This window comes from Mesorhizobium sp. M0293, from assembly GCF_040321735.1.
Taxonomy (GTDB): Bacteria; Pseudomonadota; Alphaproteobacteria; order Rhizobiales; family Rhizobiaceae; genus Mesorhizobium.
The window spans coordinates 19077-44350 of sequence record NZ_JAMYSA010000051.1 but is presented as its reverse complement, the minus strand read 5'-3'; the positions used below and the strand labels follow the sequence as shown (position 1 = coordinate 44350).

The 25274-nt window shown below is 62.2% G+C and carries 24 protein-coding genes; 11 read left to right on the top strand and 13 right to left on the bottom strand.

The window, feature by feature from the left end; all coding sequences use genetic code 11:
- Positions 1 to 404, top strand: a 404-nt coding sequence (locus tag NKJ06_RS19915; protein ID WP_352634983.1) for an integrase core domain-containing protein, incomplete at its 5' end; no start/stop codon positions are given.
- On the opposite strand, the gene NKJ06_RS19910 is transcribed toward NKJ06_RS19915, so the two are convergent.
- On the bottom strand, positions 369 to 1775 hold the full coding sequence (locus tag NKJ06_RS19910; RefSeq protein WP_352634981.1) for a hypothetical protein: 1407 nt from the start codon (positions 1773 to 1775) through the stop codon (positions 369 to 371). The two genes, NKJ06_RS19915 and NKJ06_RS19910, sit on opposite strands and share 36 nt — an antisense overlap.
- A gap of 440 nt (positions 1776 to 2215) precedes the next feature.
- On the opposite strand from NKJ06_RS19910, the gene NKJ06_RS19905 reads away from it, so the two are divergent.
- Entirely contained in the window at positions 2216 to 3307 is a 1092-nt protein-coding gene (locus NKJ06_RS19905) for a GGDEF domain-containing protein (RefSeq protein ID WP_352634979.1), read from the top strand.
- 28 nt (positions 3308 to 3335) lie between these two features.
- Here NKJ06_RS19905 and NKJ06_RS19900 read toward each other — a convergent pair whose 3' ends face one another.
- Both NKJ06_RS19900 and NKJ06_RS19895 read right to left on the bottom strand, forming a co-directional pair.
- The gene (locus NKJ06_RS19900; RefSeq protein WP_352634977.1) at positions 3336 to 4037 is read right to left on the bottom strand and encodes an antitoxin Xre/MbcA/ParS-like domain-containing protein; all 702 of its coding nucleotides are present in this window, start codon (positions 4035 to 4037) and stop codon (positions 3336 to 3338) included.
- A gap of 354 nt (positions 4038 to 4391) precedes the next feature.
- Positions 4392 to 5384, bottom strand: a complete 993-nt coding sequence (locus NKJ06_RS19895) for an adenosine kinase (RefSeq protein ID WP_352634975.1) — start codon at positions 5382 to 5384, stop codon at positions 4392 to 4394.
- A gap of 237 nt (positions 5385 to 5621) precedes the next feature.
- Here NKJ06_RS19895 and NKJ06_RS19890 point away from each other — a divergent pair, with 237 nt between their 5' ends.
- Positions 5622 to 6539, top strand: coding sequence for a DMT family transporter (locus NKJ06_RS19890; RefSeq protein ID WP_502905638.1), 918 nt, complete (start codon positions 5622 to 5624; stop codon positions 6537 to 6539).
- Between the two features lie 169 nt (positions 6540 to 6708).
- Positions 6709 to 7425, top strand: coding sequence for a sulfate transporter family protein (locus NKJ06_RS19885; RefSeq protein WP_352634974.1), 717 nt, complete (start codon positions 6709 to 6711; stop codon positions 7423 to 7425).
- Here the strand turns inward: NKJ06_RS19885 and NKJ06_RS19880 are convergent.
- From NKJ06_RS19880 to NKJ06_RS19855, 6 genes are all read right to left on the bottom strand, one after another.
- Positions 7422 to 8420 (bottom strand): proline racemase family protein, encoded by a 999-nt coding sequence (locus NKJ06_RS19880; protein ID WP_352634971.1) that lies wholly within the window; start codon positions 8418 to 8420, stop codon positions 7422 to 7424. The two genes, NKJ06_RS19885 and NKJ06_RS19880, sit on opposite strands and share 4 nt — an antisense overlap.
- A 14-nt stretch (positions 8421 to 8434) precedes the next feature.
- A complete protein-coding gene (locus tag NKJ06_RS19875; RefSeq protein ID WP_352634968.1) occupies positions 8435 to 9238 on the bottom strand; it encodes an isocitrate lyase/PEP mutase family protein in 804 nt (267 codons plus the stop codon).
- A gap of 76 nt (positions 9239 to 9314) precedes the next feature.
- Complete coding sequence (locus NKJ06_RS19870) at positions 9315 to 10169, bottom strand: hypothetical protein (protein WP_352810445.1); 855 nt, start codon at positions 10167 to 10169, stop codon at positions 9315 to 9317.
- Between the two features lie 69 nt (positions 10170 to 10238).
- Entirely contained in the window at positions 10239 to 10898 is a 660-nt protein-coding gene (locus tag NKJ06_RS19865) for an HAD family hydrolase (protein ID WP_352634964.1), read from the bottom strand.
- Complete coding sequence (dut, locus tag NKJ06_RS19860; protein WP_127289994.1) at positions 10898 to 11383, bottom strand: dUTP diphosphatase; 486 nt, start codon at positions 11381 to 11383, stop codon at positions 10898 to 10900. The genes NKJ06_RS19865 and dut overlap by 1 nt, the downstream gene beginning before the upstream one ends.
- Before the next feature lie 78 nt (positions 11384 to 11461).
- Positions 11462 to 11932, bottom strand: a complete 471-nt coding sequence (locus tag NKJ06_RS19855; RefSeq protein WP_352634962.1) for an Lrp/AsnC family transcriptional regulator — start codon at positions 11930 to 11932, stop codon at positions 11462 to 11464.
- Positions 11933 to 12046: 114 nt separating this feature from the next.
- Between NKJ06_RS19855 and NKJ06_RS19850 the strand changes: the two genes are divergently transcribed.
- Positions 12047 to 12295, top strand: coding sequence for a DUF6356 family protein (locus NKJ06_RS19850; RefSeq protein ID WP_352634960.1), 249 nt, complete (start codon positions 12047 to 12049; stop codon positions 12293 to 12295).
- A 15-nt stretch (positions 12296 to 12310) separates the two neighbouring features.
- Positions 12311 to 13111, top strand: coding sequence for a class II glutamine amidotransferase (locus tag NKJ06_RS19845; RefSeq protein ID WP_352810444.1), 801 nt, complete (start codon positions 12311 to 12313; stop codon positions 13109 to 13111).
- 52 nt (positions 13112 to 13163) lie between these two features.
- On the opposite strand, the gene NKJ06_RS19840 is transcribed toward NKJ06_RS19845, so the two are convergent.
- Positions 13164 to 14114, bottom strand: coding sequence for a hypothetical protein (locus NKJ06_RS19840; protein ID WP_352634956.1), 951 nt, complete (start codon positions 14112 to 14114; stop codon positions 13164 to 13166).
- 631 nt (positions 14115 to 14745) lie between these two features.
- Between NKJ06_RS19840 and NKJ06_RS19835 the strand changes: the two genes are divergently transcribed.
- The gene (locus NKJ06_RS19835; RefSeq protein WP_352634955.1) at positions 14746 to 15021 is read left to right on the top strand and encodes a hypothetical protein; all 276 of its coding nucleotides are present in this window, start codon (positions 14746 to 14748) and stop codon (positions 15019 to 15021) included.
- A 69-nt stretch (positions 15022 to 15090) separates the two neighbouring features.
- Here the strand turns inward: NKJ06_RS19835 and NKJ06_RS19830 are convergent, their stop codons facing one another.
- Positions 15091 to 16164, bottom strand: coding sequence for an NAD(P)/FAD-dependent oxidoreductase (locus tag NKJ06_RS19830; RefSeq protein WP_352634953.1), 1074 nt, complete (start codon positions 16162 to 16164; stop codon positions 15091 to 15093).
- A 234-nt stretch (positions 16165 to 16398) separates the two neighbouring features.
- On the opposite strand from NKJ06_RS19830, the gene NKJ06_RS19825 reads away from it, so the two are divergent.
- Positions 16399 to 17991 carry a peptide chain release factor 3 gene (locus tag NKJ06_RS19825; protein ID WP_352634951.1) on the top strand — a complete coding sequence of 531 codons (1593 nt, stop codon included), beginning with the start codon at positions 16399 to 16401 and terminating at the stop codon, positions 17989 to 17991.
- Between the two features lie 160 nt (positions 17992 to 18151).
- On the opposite strand, the gene NKJ06_RS19820 is transcribed toward NKJ06_RS19825, so the two are convergent.
- A complete protein-coding gene (locus NKJ06_RS19820) occupies positions 18152 to 18622 on the bottom strand; it encodes a VOC family protein (protein ID WP_023758244.1) in 471 nt (156 codons plus the stop codon).
- Positions 18623 to 18889: 267 nt separating this feature from the next.
- On the opposite strand from NKJ06_RS19820, the gene ilvD reads away from it, so the two are divergent.
- Complete coding sequence (gene ilvD, locus NKJ06_RS19815; RefSeq protein ID WP_352634949.1) at positions 18890 to 20734, top strand: dihydroxy-acid dehydratase; 1845 nt, start codon at positions 18890 to 18892, stop codon at positions 20732 to 20734.
- 169 nt (positions 20735 to 20903) lie between these two features.
- Here ilvD and NKJ06_RS19810 read toward each other — a convergent pair whose 3' ends face one another.
- A complete protein-coding gene (locus NKJ06_RS19810) occupies positions 20904 to 22658 on the bottom strand; it encodes an ABC transporter ATP-binding protein (protein WP_352634947.1) in 1755 nt (584 codons plus the stop codon).
- A gap of 169 nt (positions 22659 to 22827) precedes the next feature.
- Between NKJ06_RS19810 and NKJ06_RS19805 the strand changes: the two genes are divergently transcribed.
- Both NKJ06_RS19805 and NKJ06_RS19800 read left to right on the top strand, forming a co-directional pair.
- A complete protein-coding gene (locus NKJ06_RS19805) occupies positions 22828 to 24108 on the top strand; it encodes an amidohydrolase family protein (RefSeq protein ID WP_352634945.1) in 1281 nt (426 codons plus the stop codon).
- Between the two features lie 235 nt (positions 24109 to 24343).
- Positions 24344 to 25267 (top strand): DMT family transporter, encoded by a 924-nt coding sequence (locus tag NKJ06_RS19800; protein ID WP_352634944.1) that lies wholly within the window; start codon positions 24344 to 24346, stop codon positions 25265 to 25267.
- Positions 25268 to 25274: the final 7 nt, after the last annotated feature.

Sequence of the window (25274 nt, the reverse complement as noted above, 5' to 3'; positions counted from 1 at the left end):
AGATACTGCCCGACGAGAAAAAAGAAAGCGCCATCGCCTTCCTCAAGGCGGCGGTTGCCTACTACGCCAGCCTCGGCGTCGCGATAGCCCGCGTCATGACCGACAACGGCTCCTGCTACAGATCCAAGGCCTTCGCCAAGGCCTGCCGCGATCTCGGCCTCAAGCATGTCAGGACAAGGCCCTATACGCCCAAGACCAACGGCAAGGCAGAGCGCTTCATCCAGACGGCACTGCGAGAATGGGCCTACGCCATTGCCTATCCGACTTCAGACCACCGCGCCGCCGAACTGCCTGTCTGGCTGCACCGATACAATTGGCATCGACCTCACGGCAGCCTGAAGTCCAAACCACCTATCAGTCGCCTCGCCTTAACCGAGGACAACCTGTTGAGGCTCCACACCTAGGCTAGGTAATCGTTGCAGCATTAAAGACGCTTCCTCAATTGGGGCGGCGCCGGTTGCGGCTTCGAATGCACTTTGAAGCTCATTTAGCGATATAGGACCAACGTTTGCGGCCTTCGATCGTGTGAGCCGAGCAAGTTGAACGAAAATGGCGAAAATGGTGTCAGGGTCGAAAGATACGTGTATCCGTGCATCACGTTCACAAATCACCCGGATAAAGTGATTCCAGAAATCAACCTCGTTCCCTTCACTGCCAAACATCGTATTGAATGTCTCTGTGTCGAGATTGGCGATGGTTTGGCATATTAGAGGTCGCCGAGGCAACCAGCTTGGAATGTCAACTTCAATATCAAGTTGTCCGAAATATTCCAGAAGTTCAGTATCGCTAAATTCGTTTTTCGATCTAGCTACGATAGTTTTCTTTGGGTCCAATCCAAGAGCAGAAAACATCTCGGCGCTATTCGGAAAATAGTGTTCTCTGCCAGTTATGAGAACACCACCTTTAGATTCAGAAATTATATCTTTTACACCCTGCAAGGATTTTGCTCGAATAATCTTTAGCTTTTGTCCATCATTGCTCCAAGCCTGTGATCCTACTTCGTCAAAACCGTCAAGCATAAGTGCGACGGAGCCGCTCTTAAACGCACGGATTGCAGCGCCTTCAAGGTCATCCAGGCCTAGATCTTGAAGATGCCGCCGTAGCAATTCACTGCTTCGACTGAGTCCCCAAGATTGCCGCAAATTGATTGCGACAGGGTACCCCAGCGTTTCGACGGCATTCGTGCTGAGAAGTCGGAACACCTCTCTAATGCAGCGGCTCTTTCCGCTTCCATATTCTCCGAGAAGAATGATTCTCGATCCGTCTTTCAACCATCGAGCGATCTCATGAGAGGTAACGTCGGAAACGCGTCCGTCTATCTTATAGCGAACTGGTACGTAAGCCGTCTCGTCACTTTCACCAGTAAGTGGGTCAACAGAACTTCCAAATGGTGCACTCTGGCGAGCCACGCTGTAACGATCGAAGTCGAAAAATAAACGGGAAAATTCGGCAATTGAAAGAACTTGAATGTGATGAGAAACGCCAGCTTCCTTCATGCTGTTGGTAATCGGTCCATTAACAACGCAGAATGACTTCGCAAGGATGCCACGTGAAAAAGAATCAGCCTTAGCTGTTATAAGCTTAGTAATATCCGTTCGAACCTTGGATAGTGTTCGATCTTCTGTGATTTCTATGTGAATACTGACTTCTGAATCGATAGCAATTGCGCCATCGATGTTTACGCCTCCAATCTTGGTCGGCAAGCAAGGCTTTCCCCAGATGTGCTGGGCAAGACCGCGAACCTTATCCTCAAATTTGTCCCATGACTTATCCATATCGAATCCCCCATCGAGTCAGCATCTACGGACTGCGCATTTGATGCAAGTCACTAAGGTCAGCAACTAGCGAGTGGCTCGATCGATATGTGATCGACTTCAACCCGCCCCATCACCCGCTTTTGCTAGGCAATCTCCGCCAACAGGCACTCCCAAGACCACCTGATTCCGGCCGCCCGCTGGCCAGCAGGTCCCGCGCCATGACCAGTGCCTCGCGGCCACCATTGATGGGCTCGCGCGCACCGCCAGCGCCGATAGCAAGAGATCGGTCGGATTTCGCGTTCGGCCTGTATCCTGCGGTTCAGGCCAATTTTACGGGCAAATCACCGGAATCCATAAGATATTGATAATATTCGGTGGTTATACCAGGGAGCTGTCGTCGATGTGCCAGAGCGGCATTTTGGACAGACTGGGGTGGTGACCGTCATGGATTTGCAGCCGTGAAGCGCGATACGATTCCAGCATCCGTGGTCGGCCAGGGAGCCTATCACGACGAGCGCCTGGATGCGCTGCTCAGCATTACCGGCCGGATGGACGGCTATCTCTACCGCTGCCGCAACGATGCGTCCTACACCATGCTCTATATCAGCGACGGCATACTCACCGTCAGCGGTTATCGGCCGAGCGATTTCATTCACAACGCGGTGCGCGACTATGTCTCGGCCATCCACCCGGATGATCTCGCCGCCGTCTATGCCGCCGTCGACACCGCGCTCGAGGCGCGCTGCAACTGGAACGTCGACTACCGCATCGTGCCGCAGGTCGGCGAACCGCTCTGGGTCCGCGAGATCGGCGGCGGTGTCTGGGATGATACCGGCGAACTCGAATTCCTGGAGGGCTTCGTCGTCGACATCAGCGACCGCAAGGTTGTCGAGGACCTCAATTCGCAGCTGCTGCTGGATCTGAAGACCGCCAACGAGGAACTGTCCGCGCAAAAGCGCGAGATCGAGCTGGCGAAGCTGCAGAGCGACCATTCGGCCAACCACGATCTGTTGACGGACCTGCCCAACCGGCGTGCCTTCCACAACGAACTCAAATCGGTGGTCGCCCGCTGCGGCGCCACCGGCGAGGCGGCCGGACTTCTGTTCATCGACCTCGACCGGTTCAAGGAAGTCAACGACACGCTCGGCCACGAGGCCGGCGATGCGCTGCTGCAGCGCGTCTCGAGCCAGCTTCGCTCGATTCTGCGCAGCGCCGATTTCGTCGCCCGGCTTGGCGGTGACGAGTTCGCCTTCTTGTTCTCGGGCGACTCCGGTCTGGCGCAGCAGAAGGCTGTGCGCGTCGCCGAACGCATCCTGGAAAGGTTGCGGATCAAGGTTCCTACGCCGAATGGCGAGATCCAGGTCGGCTGCACCGTTGGCGTGGCCATGTATCCGGCGGAAGCCGCCGATTCCGAAGCGCTGATCGCACTCGCCGACCGGCTGATGTACATCGGAAAAAAGAGTGGCCGCAACCGGTTGGTCACCGCGAAGGAAATGGCGCCGCAACAGGCATCGTCCGGTCCTCGCCACCCGATTCGCAAGACCGCCTAGCGCTATCAGGGATCTGCACCAAAGCCCATCAAGCAGGCGCGAACACGCGTGCGGCTTCGACGACTTCATCGACCTGATCGTGCCGTAGCAGGTCGATGGGAACGCGGCCGTCAAGCTGCGCCGAGGGGCGCGTCAGCCACAGCCAGGCCAGCCTCGGATTGCTGATCTGGGACAGCACCCCAGGGATGCCCGCGACCGGCCTGCCGTCGACGAACTGCGCCAGCGGGAAGACATGCTTGCGGCCGCCCTTGCGCAAGGCGATGACCTCGCCCCGCCTTTGCCAGCGATGCAGAGTCGAGCGGGCGATGCGCAGGTTTTCTTCCAGATAGGTCGATCCGGCGACGCGGCCCGCCCAATCCTCGATCAGCATCGATTCGAGATCGTCGGATTTGGGGAGCGAAGGGGGCTCGGCATCGGCCAACAGGGTGGTCGTCGGATTTGTCGCGCCAGCGATACCGGCTTCGCTGCGGCGCGCGGCCTCGGCCGCCAGCGCGCGCACGAATTTCGAGGCCAGGCCAGGCAGGTCGGCATGGATGGTGTCGATGGCGCGCTGGTGCTTCGGCGACAGCAAGGTGACGGCGGACGCTATGCTGCCGGCGATCTTGCCGACCGAGACCATGGTGGGATTGTTGATGGCCTCGTCATAGTGGGCAAGCGCGCGTTCGACCTCCTCCGCGACCATCTCCGCGAAGTCGTCCTGCTTGATGTCCTGGATCAGAAATTTGTTCATGCATCTGTCTTCCGGGCCGCGCGCTCCTCCCAGCGGCGGATTGTTGAACTTCTAGAGCAGAAAGGGGAAATCGCGGCGGCAACAGATGCAGCGGCCCGACAGCTTGCTGTCTTGCATTTCTGGACACCCCCAACTGACTGCGAGCGCCCCGAAATGTCAGTCGCAGGGCGCCTCGATTGCGTGTAGGTGCGATGTGTGACAGCCGCGCGACGGTGAGAAGCACGGACGGCCAAGCTGCCGATCTCCCCCCTCGTGGGGGAGATGCCCGGCAGGGCAGAGGGGGGCGCGAAAGATCGCTGCGCAGCGATGTTTGCGCCCGAGCTCCACGTCCTTGTGACGCCGCTTGACGGTCGGCTACAACAATCCCGCCTGCTCGGCCTCGCGGCGCAAGTTCTGCCGCGGCCTGGGGCCGATCTGCTGGATCACCAGTCCGGCCGCCAGTGAGCCAAGGTCGCCGCAGGTCTGCAGGTCGCGGCCTTGCGTGTAGCCATGCAGGAAGCCGGCGGCATAGAGATCGCCGGCGCCTGTCGTGTCGACCAGCTCCTTGATGGCGGTCGCCTTGATGACCACGGTCTCGTCGCCGCGTACGATCACCGAGCCCTTTTCCGAACGCGTCACGGCGGCGATCCTGCAATCCTTGCGGATCTGCGCCAGCGCCTCGTCGAACGACGATGTCTGGTAGAGCGACTTGATCTCGTGGCTGTTGGCAAAGACGATGTCGACCGTGCCCGAACGCATCAGGTCGAGGAACTCGTCGCGGTAGCGGTCGACGCAGAACGAATCCGACAGTGTCATCGACACTTCGCGGCCTGCCGCGTGCGCCAGCTTCGCCGTCTGCCGGATTGCTTCCTTGGCCCTCGGCGGGTCCCACAGATAGCCTTCGAAATAGGTGACCTTGGCGCCAGACGCCTTGTCGGCCTCGACATCCTCAGGGCCAAGCTCGACGCAGGCGCCGAGATAGGTGTTCATCGAGCGTTCGCCGTCGGGGGTGACGAAGATCATCGAGCGCGCCGTCGGCGGCTCGCCCTTGAGCGGCCTGGTGTCGAAGGCGACGCCCTGCGCATGGATGTCGTGGGCGTAGATTTCGCCCAGCGCATCGCTGGAGACCTTGCCGAAGAAGGCGGCGCGGCCGCCGAAGCTGGCGACGCCGGCCGCCGTGTTGCCGGCACTGCCGCCGGACGCTTCGATCGCCGGGCCCATGCGGCTGTAGAGCAATTCGGCGCGCTGCGTGTCGATGAGATTCATCGCGCCCTTGATGATGCCGTTGGTCTCGAGGAACTCCTCGTCGCACTGGGCAATGATGTCGACAATGGCATTGCCGATGCAAAGCACGTCATAATCCGGCATCAAAATCTCCGCCAAAAACCCGAGCCGGCTTCTTGCCACGTCGGCCGGGCGCGGGTCTAGCGATTTGAAACCGGTTTGCCTAGAGCGCGACCCACAACTTTGGTGGATCAGGCCAGAACAGGCCAAAAGCGCATCCGCAACGAGGCGCTATGACAATTCGACCGTGGCCGAAGCATTTCATCGCGACACCACTTAAAAGCCTGGCTCAGACGATCACGTTTTAAGGCGAGCCAGCCCATGCCGACAAAGAACACGCCGACAGGGAACGACATGACCACCGATCTGGCACTGCCCGCCGTGCTGGCGGTGCTCTGGGGCGCCTCCTACACCTTCATCAAGATCGGCGTCGAGACGATCCCGCCGGTCACCTTGATTGCCGCCCGCACCCTGATCGCGGGTGGCATCCTGTTCGCCATCATCCGCTGGCGCGGGCTCGCCATGCCGGGCGATGCGGCGAGCTGGCGCCGCTTTGCGTTCCAGGCCTGCCTCAACAGCGTCATACCGTTCACCCTGATCGCCGCCGCCGAACGCTCGGTCGACGCCGGCCTCGCCACCATCCTGAACGCGACCTCACCGATCTTCACCTTCCTCTTGACCGCGCTCATCACCCGCCACGAGCCGGTCACGTTGCGCAAACTGATTGGCATCGGCGCCGGCATTGCCGGTATCTGCCTCATCATCGGCACGCAGGCGCTGGGTGGTCTCGGTCATGAACTGTGGGCACAGTTGGCAATCGTCGCCGCAACAATCTGCTATGCCGGCGCGGCGATTTTCGGCCGTGGTTTCAAGAGCCTCGACCCGATGCTGCCGGCCGCCGGCTCGATGCTCTGCGGCGCAGTCATTCTCGTGCCGCTCAGCCTTGTGTTCGACCAGCCATGGACGCTGTCGCTGTCGACCGCGTCGATCCTGGCGCTGCTCGGCCTGTCGGTGTTTTCGACGGCGCTGGCCTTCGTCATCTATTTCCGCCTCATCCACACGCTGGGCTCGGTCGGCACCACCTCGCAAGCCTATCTGCGCGTGCCGATCGGCGTCGGCATCGGCGCCGTCTTCCTTGGCGAAAGCCTTGGTTCAACGGCATGGCTGGGCATGGGTTTTGTCATTGCCTGCGTCGCTGCCATGACCATACCGGTTCGAAAGCCGGCGTTTGCGCGGTAGAGCAATTCCAGGAAAAGTGTGAAGCGGTTTTCCCGGGAAAAGCGCATAGCGCTTTCCCTTGGGAATTGCGTCAAAGCAAAAGAACCAGCCCGCTTGTGCGCGCGACCTAAGCTGCCTATCTCGGAAGCGTCCGCCGCTCGGCGGCGTCCGCTAGAGGGGCTGAAGCACGGTGATTTTCGACGCAGCACGCACCGCGGCCCTTGAGCTGCTCTCGCCTCCGTTTCGTGCCGTGTTCGTGAAGACGCTCGGGCTGACCTTGCTTGCGCTGGTGGCCTTGTGGTTCGGCCTGACCAGCCTTGTCGAGTGGCTGGCCCTGCCGTGGCTGCAGACGCTGTTGCCCGGCATGCCGTCCTGGGCCGGCTGGCTGGGCGGCATCATCGCAGCCATCGCGCTCGCCTTCGGGATGGCGTTGCTCATCGCGCCGGTGACGGCTGTTGTCGCCGGCCTGTTCCTCGACGATATCGCCGAAGTGGTCGAGCGCACCGACTATCCCGACGATCCGCCCGGCCGCGCCATGCCGGCGCTGCGCTCGCTGGTGCTGTCGATGCGATTCCTCGGCGTTGTCATTCTTGGCAACATCGTCGCCGTGCTGCTTCTGCTGGTGCCGGGCGTCAACATCGCCGCTTTCTTCATCGTCAACGGCTATCTGCTCGGACGCGAGTTCTTCGAATTCGCCGCCATGCGCTTTCGCGGGGAAGAAGAGGCCAGGGCCTTGCGCCGGCACTATGCCGGCACCGTGTTTCTCGCCGGACTGGTAATCGCTGCCTTCCTCGCCGTGCCGTTGCTCAACCTGGTGACGCCGCTCTTCGCTGCCGCCATGATGGTGCATCTGCACAAGGCGATTTCGGTGCGGGAAGTGGCTCGATCCGGATATAGGCGCACTTAACGCAGGAGAAATCCGCGTCCCAGTTCGTCGTCGGGCTCGACGATGAACTCAGCCCGCCCGGAATAATAGGCGCGACCGCCGACGCGGGCGATGATCGCATCGTGCGGGCCAGCCGTCGCCGTCCGCACCACGGCCCCGGAAAAACGCGAGCCGGCGATGCTCTCGAACATGCGCGTCTGCCCGATCGCGATCTCGCCCCTGTCATGCATGGCCGCCAGCCTTGCGGTGACGCCGGAGCCGGTCGGCGAGCGGTCGACTTCGGCTTCGGCGAAGACACAGACGTTTTTGGTCACCTCGCTGGAAAAGGCATCCTTTCCGTCGGTCAGGATGGTGCCGTAGAGGAAGGCGAGGTCGGCGTGTTCGGGATGCGACAGTGGGAATTCGGCCTTGAGCCGGTTCGTCAGCGCCGTTGCCGCATCGACGAAATCGCGTACCCGGTCGCGGCCGAATTCGAGCCCGAATTGGTAACAATCGGCAAGCGCGTAGAAAGCGCCGCCATAGGCGACGTCGAAGCCGATCGTGCCATGGCCCGCAAGCTCTATCGTCTGGTCGCCCGCGAACAGGAACGCCGGCACGCTTTCGAACGACACCGCGCCGGCCTTGCCGTCCCTGACCTCGACCGAGGCGATGACCAGCCCGCACGGCGCCTCGATGTTGACGGTCGTCACCGGCTCGCGTTTCGTCACCAGTCCTTCGTCGACGGCGTAGCGGCCGAGCGCGACGACGGCGTGGCCGCACATGGTCGAATAGCCTTCATTGTGCATGAACAGCACGGCCAGGTCGGCGCCGGGCAGGTCCGGCTCGAGCAGCAAGGCACCATACATGTCGTAATGGCCGCGCGGCTCGAACATCAGGATTTTCCTGAGATGATCGAGATGGTCGCGCACATAGGCGCGCTTTTCCAGGATCGTGCCTCTCGGGATGTCCGGATAGCCGCCGGTGACGATCCTGACCGGCTCGCCGCCGGTATGCATATCGACGACGGTCAGCGTCATGCGATGGGCCTTATCTAAGCTGAAGGTTTGCCGAACAGCGCCTGCAATTTGCCGAACGGCATGGCGGCGCGGGTGAAGCCGAAGGTGCCGTCCTGCTGGATTTCGCGCGCCGCTGTCTCCAGCATGCCATAGGCGAAATTGGTCAGCCACGGCCCGAGCGAGATGCGCTTGACGCCGGCCATGGCGAGATCGGCGATGGTAAAGCCGGGCCTCGCCATGACGTTGACCGGCTTGCCGACCGCCGAGCAGATCGCACGCACCATCTCGACGTCGCCGATGCCCGGCGCATAGAGCACATCGGCGCCGGCCTTCTCGAAAGCCTGCAGCCGCTTGATGGTGTCGTCGAGGTCGGACTTGCCCCACAAGAAATTCTCGGCGCGCGCGGTGAAGACGAAATCGCGCTTCAGCGCGCGAGCTGCCTCCACGGCCGCCGCGACGCGCTCGACGGCGTGCGAGAAATCATAGATCGGCTTGTCCGGGTCGCCGGTGTGGTCCTCGATCGAGCAGCCGGCAAGGCCGGCCGCTTCCGCCGCGAAGACGGTTTCCGCGGCACTGGTCGGGCTGTCGCCCTTGCCCTTCTCGAGATCGGCCGAGACCGGCAGGCTGGTCGCCGCCGTCACCTCGCGGCAATGGTGGATCATCTGGTCGAAGGTCACGGTGCCATCCGGCAGGCCGCGCGAAAAGGCAAAGCCGGCGCTGGTCGTCGCCAGCGCCGTGAAGCCGAAAGAAGCCAACAGCTTCGTCGTGCCGATATCCCAGGGATTGGGCATGACGAAGGTCGAGGCATGCAGGTCGCGAAAGATCTTGCCCTTGTCCATGGTAGTTCCCCCTGTGCGGTGTAGCTAAGCGGATTTTATCCTGCCTCATTTGGCCGGGCAAACGAATGCGGTTGGGTCAGAAGCGTTTGGCGTTCTCTCCTGCCAATTTGTCCAGCGCGTCGGAATCCTTGGCGTAGCGCGATGTCTTCTTATCCCACCGATAGGCGACGGAAATCGCATGAGACTCTGGCCTGGGCGGTTCGTCGTCGCAGCTTTCGCCACTCAGCACCGTGGCATCGGTCACGGTCACCTTGATGGCGGCATAAGGCTGGCCGTCGGCGACGATCTCGAAAGCCACGTCCTGCTTGCGGCTGAAGGCGCACAGGTTCTCATCGAACGTATAGATCATGTCGATCAGTTCGAATTTTTCGTCGCGGACCATGATCAGCGGCGTGATCACATAGTTCTGGCTCGAATTGAAATGCGCGCTCATGGTGACGAGGACGTCATCGTTGGCACCGACGGAAAGCTTGCCTGGTTCGCGGAAATAGGTGCCACGATCGAGCGCGACATTGACGGCGTCGAGCAGTTTTGGTTTGGCCGCAATGTCGTAGAGCGCCAGCACCGCATAGCCCTCGGCGCTGTCGGGGGAATCCCCAAGATCGAACAGCATGGTCAGCCGATCCTTGCCGCTGGCCTTGATGGCAAGCACCGCGGCATTGGAAAAGCCCGACGTCTCAGGCGGCGAGCCGCCGCTGTCCGGCCCCTCGATATGACGCATCTCGATCGGCAGCCCGCCCTTGTAGAAGCCGTCCTTGTCTGCGGCGAGATCTGGGATAACCATCCTCGCCAGATCGAGATAGGTGACATCCTTGCGGCCCGGCCGCGCGCTGCCGAGCTCCGGGAAGCCGACGGCCTGCGCGCCGGCCGCGGTCCACAGGAACGGCAGCAGCATCAGGGCGAGGACGAAGCGAAGCAGGGTGGGTTTCATGCGCGGCCTCAAGTTGGCGGCCAAGCTAGCACGGACAATCGAGGCGCACAGCCGTGGGCTGAGATCAGGTCAGTGGATCGGCACCAGCCCGGCCAGTTCGCGCATGTCGTCGAACAGGATGCCGCCGGCCTGGATCAGGCCGTCGCGGTCGGAATAGGGGTCGCCATGATAGGAAAACACCCGCATGCCGGCGGCAATGCCGGCTTGCGTGCCGGCGACGCTGTCTTCGATGACGATGCAGTCGGCGGGCGCGAAGCCCATGGTCTTGGCCGCATGCAGGAACAGGTCGGGGAACGGTTTGCCGCGCGCGACCATGGTCGAGGAAAACATCGCGTGCTCGAACAACGGCAACAGCCCGGTCTGGCCGAGCGTGATGTGCATCTTCGACACCCTGGCCGAAGTGGCGACGCAATAGGCGATGCCGGCTGAACGCACGGCTTCGACAAACTCGCGGACGTAAGGGATTGCCTCGACGCCATGGGCGAACAGGTCAGGCAGGCCGGCATTCCAGCGATCGACGAAATCGGCGCCGAGTCTGACGCTGGTTTCCTCTTCGATCTGTTTCTGCACCGAAGCCATGCTGCGGCCGGAGAAATGCTTGCGGCAATATTCGAAGCTCGTCGGATAACCGGCAGCGCTCAGCCATTCGGCGAGGCGCCGATTGGCCAGGTTCTCTGTATCGACCAGGATCCCGTCGCAGTCGAAGATGACAAGTTTAGGAATTCGCATCAGGCGGTGCCGGTCGATCCGAACCCACCGGAGCCACGCGCCGTTCCGCCGGCAAGTGTGCGCTCTTCCACGGCTGCCTGCGTCACCGCCGCGAAGACGATCTGGGCGATGCGCATGCCGCGCGTCACCGCGAAATCCTCGTCGCCGAGATTGATCAGCAGCACCTTCACCTCGCCGCGATAGTCACTGTCGATGGTGCCGGGCGTGTTGAGCACGGTCAGGCCATGTTTGAAAGCAAGTCCGGAGCGCGGCCGGACCTGGCCTTCCATGCCTTCCGGAATCTCCAGGATCAGCCCGGTCGGCACCAAAGCGCGTTTGCCAGGCAGGATCAGCAGCGGCCGGTCGTCGGGCACCGCGGCGCGCAGATCCATGCCGGCCGCGCCGGTGCTTTCATAGGCGGGAAGCGGGAGTCCCTCAGCATGCGGCAACCTGACGAAGCCGACGGTGGGACCGATGACGGAGGGAGTTTGGAGGGCTGCGCGCATAAAATCGATCCTATCGGCGCGAACGGCGATTCGGTCAACTCGACCGCAATGCTATCAACGTCTTTCTTTCAGGCATCACTATGACCTGGCCATCGGAACGACGGTCGTCTCCTTGATTTCCTCCATCACGAAGGAAGCGGAGACATCAGACAGCGCTACCTTGGCGATCAGCCGCTGGTAGAGCCGGTCGTACGCCTTCACGTCGGCGACGCGGGCGCGCAAGACATAATCGAGGTCGCCGGACATGCGGTAGACGCCGGTGATCTCGGGAAAGCCGGTCACCGCCGCCCGGAATTTCTGCAGCCACTCCGGGTCGTGGTTGGACGTGCGGATCAGGATGAAGACGGAAAGGCCAAGCCCGAGCTTTTCAGCATCGACCAGCGCCACGCGGCCGGTGATGACGCCATCCTCCTCCAGCCGCTTCACCCGGCGCCAGCAGGCATTGCGCGACAGCGACACCCGTTCCGACAGCTGGTCGACTGACAGCGTGCCGTCGCGTTGCAATTCAGTCAGCAATCTTCGATCGATTTCGTCGATTTCCTGCGCCATGTGGGATGTTTGTCCCATGAGTAGGCCAAATACAAGGACATTTTGAGACCGATGAACCGGCGAAGCATGTCAGGATACTCATATCAGGAACTCGAACACTGAAGGGGAACCAGCATGTCGGTCGCAAGGATTTTCACCTCTCATCCGGCCAAGGTCGGCGAAACCTATCTCGGTCACATGGGTTTTGCCGCCTGGTTCTCGTCGCGGCTGCTGATGGCGGCGGGCGCCGCGCTCGTTCACGCTTTCTTGCCATTTCTGTTTGAGACTACCGCCAGCCGAATCGTTCGCGAGCTTTATGAGCGGACGCAAAACAGAGGCACGCACGCGACCAAGGAGCCTGCGGCTCTTATGGATCGCGCCTAGAGGGCGACAGAAGCGATGTGCCGGTGGGCGGCCTACCTCGGTGAAGCAGTCTTTCTCGAAGACATCCTCACCGCGCCCTGTCACTCGCTGATTGCCCAGAGCCATTGCGCCCAGGAAGCGAAATCACCGACCAATGGCGACGGCTTCGGCCTTGCCTGGTATGGCGACCGCCCGGAGCCGGGTCTCTACCGCGACATCCTGCCGGCCTGGTCGGATCCCAATCTGAAGAGCCTGTGCCGGCAGATCAAATCCGGCCTGTTCCTCGCCCATGTGCGGGCGTCCACCGGTGGCGCCACCAGCCGCATGAACTGCCATCCGTTCATCTCCAGCTCCTGGTCGTTCATGCACAACGGCCAGATCGGCGGCTTCGAAAAAATCCGCCGCGCGCTGGAGAACTCGCTGTCCGACGCCGTTTTCGACCAGCGCGAAGGCACCACCGATTCCGAATTGTTCTTTCTCCTGATGATCGACGAGGGGTTGGCCACCGATCCGCAGGGCGCCGCCCCCCGCCCCACCCGCCGGTTTATTCACGCCGGGTGCCGCCGCGGCCTAGCCGCGGCGCTGAAACTCACCGCCGCCTTCTCGGATGGACAGGCGCTGCATGCGGTGCGCTATGCCACCGACGCCCACGCGCCGACGCTCTACACCTCGACCTTCCGCAAAGGCGGCGGCCGCTGCATCGTTTCCGAGCCGTTCGATCGCGAGGGCGGCGATTGGCAGGCGATCCCGCCATCGAGTTTTGTCACGATCACCGGCGATGGCATGGCCATTCGCCCGTTTGCACCGGCTACTGCAAAGCTGGCGCTGGTCGTCTAATCGCAAATCACAAATCACGGCACCGTCGCGGGCCTCGCCCTGGCTATCACCTTCAGAAGCTTTCCGGCACGCTGGAATGTCTCAGCCAATGGCGGTCGAAGACATCGAGAATGGCGCGGAACTCGGCTGGCGGGACCTGGTGGACACCGCCATCGCTGCCTCCCATGAGGAACCGTATGAGCTGTCGGTCGACCTGCTCCGGTTGCTCGATGGATATGCCGAGCGATCCCAAATCCTCTGATATCGACTGGTCGCTCAGCAGGTATCCGCCCCACGAGGTAGCGCCGGGCGCCGGATCGCGCAGACGTACGATGAGGATCCTGGTCAATGACGGCAGGGCCTCTGGGCCGATAATACCGGTTCCGCACATATAGCCGCCAAGCACACTTCCCGGCTGCGACTGCGGCAGCAGGCTGATGAAGAACTGGGCATCGCCGCCGGCTTCCTTCAGATGCACGTAAAGAGCGCGCTTGGCTGGCGTGACAGGGCCGCCAAGCACCAACTGGCCTGTCGGCAACGCTTCGCGATAAGTGGCTGTCAGGCCATGCAGACCAGGCCCTGTCTCGATCGACAGGATGCCCTTGATGATCTGGCCGCGATAATAAGGCGACCAGGCGCGCGAATAGCATGCATAGGTACCGGTCAGCGCGAAGACGAGGCTGCGCTCATCATGGCCGGTGGAGGTGTCGAATTGAGTGCCGGCGCGGCGTTCGAGCACTGCGCTGTCGACGCCATGGCGGGCCGCGATGGCGGCGGTGAAGTGCGGCAGGTCGCAGTCGGCGATCCATGCGCCTGGCTGCTCCAAGCGAAGCAGCTTCGCCCAATCATCATAGACACTGTGCTCGCGCGGCTGGGCGCGGCCCTGCAGCCATTTGTCGGCGCGGCCGAGATCGAACGCGGTCTTCGGATTAACGGCTCGGAACGCCGCCGCCAGATCCTTGCGGGTGACGGTCCCCAGTAACGCCGAGGTCAGCCGCAATTTCTGCGCAATGTGTTGTGCCATACGGCTGCCTCTTGCTGCTCGCTGTCTGCCATAACACCCCGTCACCCATCCTCCCATTGTTATATTTCCATCAGCTAATATTCCAGGAATTCCAGAGAATTCCACGGTATTCCATACGTGCTGCCTTTTCGGGTCGCGGGCCGGCGCTAAGCTCGTAGAGGGCAAGGGGCATATCATCCGCGAGAACGTGCTGAACGTGAGCTGAGCACGTCCCTTTCTTCGCAGAGCAGTGACTCGCTCCAATCGAGCAACGGCCGAACTGGGCTAAAGGAGCCTGCTAGCAACCGAACCGTAATGCCACCTCAACCTGAAGGAACGACCGGATGACCTCGAACGCCTCTTCCAGACTGACGTTCATTGTATTTACTGCTGGCTGTATCGCGTTGGCGCTGCTCTTTCGATACGCGCCGGCCGGTGAATTCCCTCGAAATATATCAAGACCGCACCGGTGGCACTCGCCGCAAATCCGACGCGCATCGACGTCGACAATGAGGCGCACGCCATACGCTTCTACATCGATGGCAAGCAGGTCGCCTTGCTCGATCAGTCCGGTTTCAGACAGTAAGGCGCCAAGCCGCGCAAGGTCGTGCGGCGGTTTTGAGTGCATGAGACTAGAACTTGGGCGCGACGCATGGGTGATCCAGAAAATGCGGAGCGCTTTGGAGCCAGAGAGGAAATCGTCATGAGACTCGTTCTGTCCGCGTTGCTTGTGCTGCTTGCCTTGTCGCAGGTAGCGGAGGCGAAGAAGAAAGTCGTGGTGACGCCGGACAATGCCGCCAAGGCGCAGGCGACCCGGCCGCCGCTCGACAACGCATCGACAGGCGGGATTAAACCTGCCGCGGATGCAAAGGCGCCAGCCATCGACGGGATGCAGTACCCGCCGGCGCTATATCTCAATTTCCACTAGGCCGGTTGCTTGCCGGCGTCGGATCGATGACCCGCGGCCATTGACCGCTGGCTTTCGTCGTCCGCTGGGCTATTGAGCGAAGCGTCCCAATCCATAAGGCGCCAAAAGCGGGTCGCGCTCGCCCTCAAGTATCTCCCGCGCGGCGAACAGGCCGACGGCCGGCGCCAGCGTGATGCCCGAATGCATGACCGCGACATAGACACCGTCCATGCCCTCGACGCGGCCGATGATCGGAAAGCCGTCGATCGGCGTCGGCCGGTAGCCGACCGTGTGGAAATCGAGTTCCAGTCCCTCGCTGCCGCGCAGCATGGCTTTCATCGCCGCAAACAGCGCGTGGGCGGTGGCTTCTGCATTCATGCCAGGGTCGGCGCCGCCGAAATCCGAGCCGGCGATGATGCGACCCTCGGCCGTCTGGCGCATATGCAGCCGCTCGGCCAGCACCAGCCCGTTGAGCAGCTTTTTGTAAGGCCTTGAATGGACGATCAGGCCGGGCGGTGTTTCGATCGGCAGATTAATCCCGGCAGTCGCGGCGATATCCGGTGAGCCAACGCCGGCCGCGATCACCACTTCGTTTGATGCAATCAGGCCATGCGATGTGTCGACACCGGTGATCTTGCCACCGGCCTGGACCAGCGCCGTGACCGTGCTGGAGATGATGCGTGCGCCATGTCGCTCCGCGTCTGCCAAAAGGGCACGGGTAGCAGCCACCGGTTCGGCGACACCTTCCTCAGGCACATGCAGGGCAAAGTCGGGAAGCTCGGCGAGATTGGGCTCGATGCGCGCGGCACCGGCGCGGTCGACTCGTTCGATGCCGTAGCCCCAGACGGAATGCTCTGTGGCGTAGGTTTCCATGTCGGCCGCCGCCAAATCCCAGCACAGGCCGCCACACCAGCTGAGCGGGAGGCCGGGCAGATCCTGCGCCAGCCGCGTCCATTCGGCCATCGCGCGGGTGCGCAGTCGGAAATACGGCTCCGGATTGCCCCAGCTGGCATTGATCCAGGCAAAGGAATTGGGCGTTGCGACCCCGCCGGCGGCGCTGTCGGCAACGACCGTCACCTGCGCGCCCGCTTTGCTCAGATGCCAGGCGATGGAGGCGCCGATGATGCCGGCACCGATGACGATCACTTGTTTCCCGTTGCTCATGCTCGCTCCTCTGCCTCGTCATCCGGAGGGATGTTCATCCAACTGCCATCCTGGCAGCCGTTTGCCAACATCGAGCAGCGCAAAATATGCCGCAATGCGCTGGCCTGAGCCACAGCATGACGGAGCTGCATGCTCTGACCGAGAGGTGGCAACCAGCAGCATCCCCGCCGGACCGGTCGACAGCCCGGCACTGCGCTGCTAGAAGCCCGGCCTGTCACACGGAAATCCCAGAGAATGCCCGAAGCAATAGAAGAAGAAGTGGCGCGCCGCCGCACCTTCGCGATCATAGCGCACCCCGACGCCGGCAAGACGACGCTCACCGAAAAGCTGCTGCTGTTCGGTGGCGCCATTCAGCTTGCCGGCGAAGTCAAGGCCAAGAAGGACAAAATCCAGACGCGGTCCGACTGGATGAAGATCGAGCGCGAGCGCGGTATTTCGGTCGTCACCTCGGTGATGACCTTCGAGTATGAGGACACTGTCTTCAACCTGCTCGACACGCCCGGCCACGAGGATTTCGCCGACGACACCTACCGCACGCTGTCGGCGGTCGACTCGGCCGTGATGGTCATCGACGCCGCCAAGGGCATCGAGCCGCGCACGCTGAAACTGTTCGAGGTCTGCCGGCTGCGTGACATCCCGATCATCACGTTCGTCAACAAGATGGACCGCGAAAGCCGCGATCCGTTCGAGATCCTCGACGAGATCGAGCAGAAGCTGGCGCTGGATACCGCGCCCATCACATGGCCGATTGGTCGGGGAAGAACCTTTTCCGGCACCTATCATCTGGCGCTGAACGCGGTACGCAAAGGCGACGACGAGAAGGAACGCACACCGGTCAACGGTCCCGATTCCAACCGCGTTGCCGGGCTGCTGCCGGAAAACGAGCGTGAGGCCTTTATCGAGGAGCTGGAGCTCGCGCGGGAGGCTTGCCGACCTCTTGATATTGACTCGTTCCGGGAAGGTCATCTGACGCCGGTCTATTTCGGTTCTGCGCTGCGCAATTATGGCGTCCGCGACCTGATCGAGGCGCTTGGCGCGTTTGGGCCCCCGCCGCGCGCGCAGGAGGCCGACACCCGCAAGGTCGAGGCGACCGAAGAGAAGATGACGTCCTTCGTCTTCAAGATCCAGGCCAACATGGACCCCAACCACCGCGACCGTATCGCCTTCGTCCGCGTCTGCTCGGGCAAGCTCGAGCGCGGCATGAAGGCAAAGCTGGTGCGCACGGGAAAGCCGATGTCGCTGTCGGCACCGCAATTCTTCTTTGCGCGCACCCGCGTCACCGCGGACGAAGCCTTTGCCGGCGATGTCGTCGGTATTCCCAACCACGGCACGCTGCGCATCGGCGACACGCTGACCGAGGGTGAGGAGATCCTGTTCCGCGGTGTGCCGAACTTCGCGCCCGAAATCCTGCGCCGCGTCCGCCTTGGCGACGCAATGAAGGCCAAGAAGCTCAAGGAAGCGCTGCAACAGATGGCCGAGGAGGGCGTCGTGCAGCTGTTCTCGCCGGAGGATGGCTCGCCGGCCATCGTCGGCGTTGTCGGTGCGCTGCAGCTCGACGTGCTGAAGGAACGGCTGAACTTCGAATACACGCTTCCGGTCGAGTTCGAGATGTCGCGGTTTTCGGTCTGCCGCTGGATCTCGGCCGACGACAAGGCCGAGGTTCACCGCTTCATCGAGGCGCATCGCGGTGACATCGCCCGCGATCTTGACAACGATCCGGTGTTTCTGGCCCAGCACGCCTTTTCGCTGAACTACGAAGCGGAACGCTGGAAGGCGATCCGCTTCGCCACGATCAAGGACTATCAGGTCCGCGACAAGGCGGCATGAGCGGCAGCTCTTCCTTCTCCCCCGTTTACGGGGAGAAGGTGCCCGAAGGGCGGATAAGGGGCAGCGTCGACCTGGGTCTAATAGACTCCAACGTTCCCCGCCCGTTGCAGCTCCAGGCGTTCGAAGCAATTGGCTTTCCGTCCGCTACGCGGACCGCTTCTCACCCTTTCGCCGCTTCCTCGATCTTGGCGACGTCAATCTTGCTCATCTGCATCATCGCTGACATCACGCGGCCGGCCTTGGCCCGGTCCGGATCCAGAAGCAGGTGCGGTAGCTGCTCCGGCACAACCTGCCAGGAGACGCCGAATTTATCCTTCAGCCAGCTGCATTGCGACGGTTGGCCGCCACCTTCGATGAGCTTGTCCCAGAAGTAATCTACCTCTTCCTGCGTCTTGCAGTCGATCGACTGCGACATCGCTTCGGTGTGCTTGAACTGCGGTCCACCGTTGAGCGCCTGGAACTGCACGCCGTCGAGTTCGAACGTGGTCACCAACACCTTGCCTTCATCGGCGTGGCCTTCGGGCCAACGCATCACGCTCAGCACCTTCGAATTCTTGAAGATGGAGACGTAGAAATTCATGGCCTCTTCGGCCTGGCCATCGAACCACAGGCAGGTGGTGATCTTTTGCATGTCGTGCTCCTCGGGTGTTTTGGTTGCGGTTACGGCGAAACGGCTGACTCCGGGAATGGTGCATATCTTGCCGTTTGCCCAAGGACGGCCGTGCGGCACGCAATCCGACAACGGGGTGCAATTTTTTTGGAAGATCTGATTTTTGCAGGGAATCTGGCGCATTGCAAAATTGTGGCCAGACCATGTTTGCGCGTCTATAACGCCTGCGGTCCGAATTCAGCTCTGCCGCGCCATTCCTGGGCTGCGGCCAGCCACCAAGGAAAAAACATGCCTGCCTATCGCTCCCGCACCACTACCCATGGCCGCAACATGGCCGGCGCCCGTGGTCTGTGGCGCGCCACAGGCATGAAGGACAGCGATTTCGGCAAGCCGATCATCGCGGTGGTCAACTCCTTCACCCAGTTCGTGCCGGGTCATGTCCATCTGAAGGATCTCGGCCAGTTGGTCGCGCGCGAGATCGAGAAGGCCGGCGGCGTCGCCAAGGAGTTCAACACCATCGCCGTCGATGACGGCATCGCCATGGGCCATGACGGCATGCTCTATTCGCTGCCGTCGCGCGAGCTGATCGCCGATTCCGTCGAATACATGGTCAATGCGCATTGCGCCGATGCCATGGTCTGCATCTCCAATTGCGACAAGATCACGCCCGGCATGCTGATGGCCTCGTTGCGCCTCAACATTCCGACCGTCTTCGTTTCCGGCGGGCCGATGGAAGCCGGCAAGGTGGTGCTAGCCGGCAAGACGCAGGCGCTCGACCTGGTCGACGCCATGGTCGCAGCGGCCGACGACAAGATCTCCGATGAGGACGTCAAGGTCATCGAGCGCTCAGCCTGCCCGACCTGCGGCTCCTGCTCGGGCATGTTCACCGCCAATTCGATGAATTGTTTGACCGAAGCGCTTGGCCTGTCGTTGCCGGGCAACGGCTCGACGCTGGCCACGCATGCCGACCGCAAGCGTCTGTTCGTCGAGGCCGGCCATCTGATCGTCGATCTCGCCCAGCGCTACTACGAGCAGGATGATGAGACCGCTCTGCCGCGCAACATCGCCTCAAAAGGCGCCTTCGAGAACGCCATGACGCTCGATATCGCCATGGGCGGCTCGACCAACACCGTGCTGCACATCCTCGCCGCCGCGCATGAGGGTGAGATCGACTTCGATCAGGATGACATCGACGCGCTGTCGCGCAAGGTGCCGGTGCTGTGCAAGGTGGCTCCCGCCAAGTCCGACGTCCACATGGAAGACGTCCACCGCGCCGGCGGCATCATGGCGATCCTCGGCCAGCTCGACAATGCCGGCTTGATCAACCGCGACCTGCCGACCGTTCACACGTCAACGCTCGGCGAAGCGCTCGACCATTGGGATGTTTCACGCTCGACCAGCCAGAGTGTGCGCGATTTCTTCCTCGCCGCCCCCGGCGGCGTGCCGACGCAGGTCGCCTTCAGCCAGGATCGCCGCTGGGACGAACTCGATCTCGACCGCGAGAAGGGGGTCATTCGCTCGGCAGAACATCCCTTTTCCAGGGATGGCGGCCTTGCCGTGCTGAAAGGCAATCTGGCGCTCGACGGCTGCATCGTGAAGACGGCCGGCGTCGACGAATCGATCCTGAAGTTCACCGGCCCGGCGCGCGTCTTCGAAAGCCAGGATTCGAGCGTCAAGGCGATCCTGTCCAACGAGATCAAGGCCGGCGATGTCGTCGTCATCCGCTATGAGGGACCGCGCGGCGGCCCCGGCATGCAGGAAATGCTCTATCCGACCAGCTATCTGAAGTCGAAGGGCCTCGGCAAGGCCTGTGCGCTGGTCACCGATGGCCGCTTCTCCGGCGGTACTTCGGGCCTGTCGATCGGCCACGCGTCGCCGGAAGCCGCCGAAGGCGGGCTGATCGGCTTGGTGCAGGAAGGCGATACGATCGAGATCGACATCCCGAACCGCAGCATCCGCCTTGCTGTCAGCGACGCTGAAATCGCTGCCCGCCGCGCTGCGATGGAGGCAAAGGGCGCCTTGGCCTGGAAGCCTGAAGAAAAGCGCAAGCGCAAGGTGACCACCGCCTTGCGCGCCTATGCCGCCATGGCCACCAGCGCGGCCAAGGGCGCGGTGAGGTTCGTGCCGGAGTAGTGCGGTTCTTCCTTCTCCCCTTGTGGGAGAAGGTGGCCTCGCGAAGCGAGGTCGGATGAGGGGTGTTCCAGGGAACGCCAACGCCTCACTCCGCTGGAACACCCCTCATCCGTCTCGGCGCTAACGCGCCGATCCACCTTCTCCCACAAGGGGAGAAGGGAAGAGTGTGCTACGGCATCAGTTGGTACTCATAAAGCTTCTGATAGAGCCCGCCCTGTTTGAGTAAGGTCTTGTGCGGACCGCTTTCCACCACCTTGCCGGCTTCGAGCACCACGATTGTGTCGGCCTGGTGCACGGTCGACAGGCGATGCGCAATGACGATCGTCGTGCGCCCTTCGGTCAGCTGCTGCAGCGCATCGCGGAAAAGCGCTTCCGATTCGGCGTCGAGCGCGCTGGTCGCCTCGTCCAGGAGCAGGATTTCGGCATTGCGCAGCATGGCGCGTGCGATCGAGATGCGCTGGCGCTGGCCGCCGGACAGCAGCGCGCCGTTTTCGCCCACCTCGGTGTGGTAGCCTTTCGCCTGCGCGCTGATGAACTCATGCGCGTTGGCCGCCCTGGCGGCAGCGATCACCTCTTCGTCGGTCGCGCCCTCGCGCCCAAGCCGGATGTTGTGCATGATCGTGCCGGCAAACAGGAACGTGTCCTGGCTGACATAGGCGATCTTTTCCCGCAGCGACGCGAGCGTCGCATGGGAGATGTCTTGGCCATCGAACAGCACCTTGCCGCTCTGCGGGTCGTACATGCGCATGATCAGGTTCAGAATGGTCGACTTGCCGCCGCCGGAAGGCCCGACCAGTGCCGTCATCTTGCCGGGCGCAAGCGTCATGTCGAACCGGTCCAGCACCGGAGGGCCATTCTGATAGGCGAAGCTGACGGCGTCGAACCTGATCTCGCCCGGTCCGGCCAGAAGCGGCTTCGCATCCGGCTTCTCGGCCAGCGTCAGCGGCTCGTCGGCCAGCTGGAACATCATGCGCACACCGACGATGCCGCTTTCCAGTGAGATGCGCACGCGCGCAAGGCGCTTTGCCGGTTCATAGGCGAGCAGCAGCGCCGCGATGAAAGCCATGATGCCGCCAGGTGTCTGGCCGCCCTGCAGCACCAGAAGGCCACTGACCAGGACGGCGCCGGCGATTGCCAGCCCGGCGAGCGTCTCCATCACCGGACTGGTGATCGCTTCCAGCGTGGCGATGTTGTTGGCCCGGTTCTCGACATCCGACACCGCCTTGAACATGCGCTTGCGCATCATGCCTTCGAGGTTGAAGGACTTGACCACGCGCACGCCGATCGCGGTTTCCTGCATCACCTGCACGATCTGGCCGACCGAGCGAAACTCCAGCGCTGCGAACTTGCGAACGCGCTTCAGGATGCGGTTGACCCCATAGATGGCCAGGGGGCCGACGATGAAGCAGATCAGGGACAACGCCGGCTGCTGCACGATCATGACCAGCACCAAGGCAACCAACGTCACCAGATCCCGCACATAGGACGTGACGATGAGGTCGAGCACGTTGCGCGCCGCCTGCGCATTGTTGGTCATGCGGGTGATCAGGTCGGATGACGAGGTCGAATGATAGAACTCAATGCCTTGCGCCAGGACGCGATCGTAGATCTTGCGCTGCCGTTCGGCGATGATGGCGTTGCCCACCCGGCTCATGAAATAGGCCTGGACGAAATTGGCGATGCCCTTGACGATGAAGATCGCTGCGACCGCCAGGGCAATCATGTTGACGCGATCGATCCTTTTGTCGATCACGAATTCATTGGTAATTTCGCGCAGGATCCATGCGCTGGCAGCCGTCATGCCGGCCACCACCAGCATCGACAGGATGGCGGCGCCGTAGCCAAACATATGCTGGCGGAAGGATTCCCGAAGCAGCCTCGCGACGAGGCGCTGGTTCTCCGTCGAGCGGAAGAAACGAAACAAACGGCTGGTCCTTGAAACCGCGACAACGAAGGCGGCTTATAGAGGGAGTTGCGGCCGGATGGAACCATCCGCTGCCGCTGCGGACAAACCGCTGTTGCAAGCGGCATCGACGGGATGCGATTTTCAGCCTCGGCTACATCAGATGATTCTTTTGACGGGATGACGACAGATGGATTTCGACCTTATCGTTCGCGGCGGCACACTGCCCGATGGCAGGGTTGCCGACATCGGCATCACCGGTGAGACCATCGCGGCGATCGAGCCGAAGCTCGACGTCGCCACCGACGCGACGATCGACGCCCGTGGCAATCTGGTCTCTGCGCCCTTCGTCGATCCGCATTTCCACATGGACGCAACGCTCTCCTACGGCATTCCGCGAATCAATGCGTCGGGCACGCTGCTCGAAGGCATTTCACTGTGGGGCGAGTTGAAGCCGCTTCTGACGCATGAGGCGGTGCGCGACCGCGCATTGGCATACTGCGACTGGGCGGTGTCGATGGGCCTGCTCGCCATCCGCACCCATGTCGATGTCTGCGATGACCGCCTGCTGGCGGTCGAGGCGCTGCTCGAGGTCAAGAAGACGGTCGCCCCCTACATCGATCTGCAACTGGTGGCTTTCCCGCAGGACGGGTTTTACCGCTCGCCGACAGCACGTGAAAACACCATCCGCGCGCTGGACCTGGGCGTCGATATTGTCGGCGGCATCCCGCATTTCGAGCGCACCATGGCCGACGGCACGCGCTCGGTAACGGAGCTGTGCGAGATCGCGGCCAGGCGCGGCCTGATGGTCGACCTGCATTGCGACGAGACCGACGACCCGCTGTCGCGTCATATCGAACAGCTTGCCTATGAGACGCAGCGCCTTGGCCTGCAGGGCAAGGTGGCCGGCTCGCATCTCACCTCGATGCATTCGATGGACAATTACTACGTCTCGAAGCTGCTGCCGCTCATCGCCGAAGCCGGTGTCTCGGCCATCCCCAACCCGCTGATCAACATCATGCTGCAGGGCCGCCATGACACCTTCCCGAAGCGCCGCGGTATGACCCGGGTCAAGGAAATGCAGGCGCTCGGCATCCGCGTCGGCTGGGGCCAGGATTGCGTGCTCGATCCCTGGTATTCGCTGGGCACCGCCGACATGCTCGATGTCGCCTTCATGGGGCTGCACGTTGCCCAGATGTCGAGCCCGGCCGACATGGCGCGCTGCTTCGACATGGTCACCAACGTCAACGCATCGATCATGGGGCTCAACCATCTCGGCCTGGCGGTCGGCAAGCGCGCCAGCCTTGTCGTCCTCGACGCCGGCAATCCGGTCGAGGCCCTGCGCCTGCGCGCCGAACGCCTGTGTGTCATCGCCAGGGGCAAGGTGGTGGCGGAGCGGACGAAGCAGGAGACCAGGCTTTCGATCGTTGGACGGCCGGCACTGGTGAACCGGCGGCACATATCCGGCTAGGGTGGGTCACCGTTTCGCGGAAACGGCGAACCACTGCTAGCTCTTTGTTTTGACGCAATTCCCAAGGGAAAGCGCTATGCGCTTTTCCCGGGAAAACCGTTTCACACTTTTCCTGGAATTGCTCCTAGATACAGCCGATTCCCGGCTCTGGCCTTGCCGATTTCCGGATTTCTCCTCGTCAAAGCCGCCGCTTCCGTCTACGACGCGGCTTACGCAGGGAGGATTCGGGATCGGCATGACGCAGCCCGTGGCGCAGAATTCCACAGTCAGGAACGTGCTTTTGGCCGGCATTCTGCTGATGCTGGCCGGCGACTTCCTGTTTGCGCTGAACGACGCCATGGGCAAGTGGCTGGTCGCCAGCTTCTCCGTCGGCCAGGTTGTGCTGATCCGGTCCATCGGCGCCTTCTTCGTGCTTGGCCCGATGATCGCCCATCAGGGCACGGCCAAGCTGTTTCGCATGGAGCGCCTGGAGCTGCAGCTGCTGCGCGTGGTGATGACCACGCTCGACACCGCGCTCTTCTATGCCGCCGTCGTCTATCTGCCGCTTGCCGATGTGATGAGTTTCTACATGGCCGGGCCGATCTATGTCGCGGCACTCTCGCACCTCTTGCTTGGCGAAAAGGTCGGCTGGCGCCGCTGGATGGCTATCCTGCTCGGCTTCTGCGGCGTGCTGATCATGCTGAAACCGTCCTCGGCGGCGTTCTCGCTGTCATCGGGCTTCGCGCTCGCAGGCAGCGTCGCCTTCGCTTTCGCCATCATCCTCAACCGCCGCTTGCGCGGCACCAGCGACACCAATCTGGTGACTTGGCAGACCATCGGCACGCTGCTGGTCGGCGGTGTGCTGACCATCGGCGCCTGGCAGACGCCGTCAGCACTCGATTTCGGCGCCATGCTGCTGCTCGGCATTGTCTCCTGCGGCGCACATCTGATGATCACCAGGGCGCTCAAGCTGGCGCCGGCCTCGACGCTGGCGCCGCTGCACTACACGCTGCTCCTGTGGGCGGTTGTGTTCGGGCTGGTGTTCTTCGGTGACGTTCCGGGCCCGCGCATCCTGATCGGCTCGGGCATCGTCGTGCTGGCCGGCTTGTTCATCTTCCACCGCCAGAAACTGGTCGAGACCACGGTGCCGCCCGAAAACGTGCCGAAGGGCGTCAATTAGTCCAGGC